The 487-nt window shown below is 67.6% G+C and carries 1 protein-coding gene; it reads left to right on the top strand.

The features are described 5' to 3' along the window. Positions 1–487: HNH endonuclease (locus ACOQFP_RS00125; RefSeq protein WP_421583085.1), on the top strand; the 487-nt coding region annotated here is incomplete at its 5' end.

The following is a 487-nucleotide window of genomic DNA, read 5'->3' as shown; positions in this document are numbered from 1 at the left end:
TGGTGCTGGTGCTGGTGATGGCAGGCAGAAGTCGACGGTGGGGCCGGGAGATGTTCACTGGCCGTTCCACCTCGACTGGACCGGGCCGATGAGCCGCACCCTCGCCGAGTTGCTCACCTGCGACGCCGACCTGACCCCCGTCATCGTCGACCACCACGGCGTCCCACTCGCCCTCGGACGGACCACCCGACTGGCGACCGAGAACCAACGCACCGCCCTGACCATCCGCGACCGATGCTGCGTGATGTGCGGACGCCCGGCCCCATGGTGCCAAGCCCACCACATCGCATTCTGGGAACACGGCGGCACCACCGATCTGAACAACCTCGCCCTCGTCTGCGGAGAATGCCACCGCCTCGTCCACCACGGTCACTGGCAACTGGCCATGGGCACCGACGGCCACCCCTACGCCATCCCACCCGACACCGTCGACCCCACACGACAACCCATCCCCAGCTACCACCGCCGAAAACAACGAGCCGCCTGA

It is taken from the genome of Rhodococcus sp. MALMAid1271 (assembly GCF_049195265.1).
Taxonomy (GTDB): Bacteria; Actinomycetota; Actinomycetes; order Mycobacteriales; family Mycobacteriaceae; genus Rhodococcoides.
The sequence above is the reverse complement of the archived record's forward strand: the minus strand, read 5'-3'. Positions and strand labels throughout refer to the sequence as shown.